The sequence below is a fragment of the Dolichospermum sp. LEGE 00246 genome (genome assembly GCF_015207865.1).
In the GTDB taxonomy this organism is placed as follows: domain Bacteria; phylum Cyanobacteriota; class Cyanobacteriia; order Cyanobacteriales; family Nostocaceae; genus Dolichospermum; species Dolichospermum heterosporum.
Genome location: NZ_JADEWA010000774.1, coordinates 1 through 1030, shown reverse-complemented (window position 1 = coordinate 1030; position 1030 = coordinate 1). Strand labels below are relative to the sequence as shown.

The following is a 1030-nucleotide window of genomic DNA, read 5'->3' as shown; positions in this document are numbered from 1 at the left end:
ACCTCTATTCAATTTGTTATTGTGATTTCTCTTTCTCAAATGCAGTCTTCAGGGTTTTGTGAATTTTAGATTTTAGATTTTAGATTTTGGATTGATAAGTCCAATCTAAAATCCAAAATCCAAAATCATCAGGCTTTCCTGGTGTCTATGGCGCGGTGGAACCACACTGATACCTTCCCGAACTCAGAGGTGAAACGCTGCTGCGGCGACGATAGTTTGGGGGTAGCCCCACGTGAAAATAGCTCGATGCCAGGTCTATTATTCCATACAGTAAAACCTCCTCTGTTCTTTTAGAGGGGGTTTTGTTTTAGTTATTAAGTACCTGAGTGAACTACCCACACTGACTTGGAGTACCAAGTACAGCGTCGGCTTCTGTACTCACAGGGGAGTGCCGCAACTTAGACTTTCGCCCAAGTTTTGGTCTGATCTCCCCTCCTACAGCAGAGACGGCTGATAGCCTGCGTGGCGAAGCCATACCTTCCGCCTTGATAATTTCGGCTGCGCTACCTCGACTGCGCTCGGCACAAGTCAATGCAAGCATTCTGATACCTTCTGCTCTAATATTTATCGCTGCATTACCATCACGATCATGATGAGTGCCACAATGAGGACAAGTCCATACGGACATCCAATGGCATATCACTTACTTGATAGAAACAATTAGAGCAAAGCTTAGAACTGGGAAACCATCTATCAATCTCAACCAACTTTCCGCCTTTGTGTTCTAGCTTATAGGCTAGAAAATTGGTGAATGTTTCCCGTCCTGCATCAGATATTTATTTTGCCAAATTGTGATTACGTACCATGCCCAAGACATGAAGATTCTCTACTTTGACACTCCCCGGTCTAAAGACGCGGGGATTCTAGATTCACAGACTCACCGTTAGACGACAGGTTAACACCCAATACTGCTCGGTTAAGGAAAATGGGGAGTAAAACCAAGAGAAAAGTGTTCGCGGTTTATTTACGAGAATAATTAAAATTGAGAGACTTACTTTTTCTCTTTGAGGCTATCGTACAAATCAACCCA

Annotated in this window: 1 rRNA gene and 1 pseudogene; one reads left to right on the top strand and one right to left on the bottom strand. The window is 43.5% G+C overall.

The features are described from left to right. Window positions 1–137 precede the first annotated feature (137 nt). Window positions 138–255 (top strand): 5S ribosomal RNA (gene rrf / locus IQ228_RS26270). A gap of 76 nt (window positions 256–331) precedes the next feature. Here rrf and IQ228_RS26265 read toward each other — a convergent pair. Next, a pseudogene (locus IQ228_RS26265) lies at window positions 332–839 on the bottom strand (RNA-guided endonuclease InsQ/TnpB family protein); the annotation flags it as partial. Window positions 840–1030: the final 191 nt, after the last annotated feature.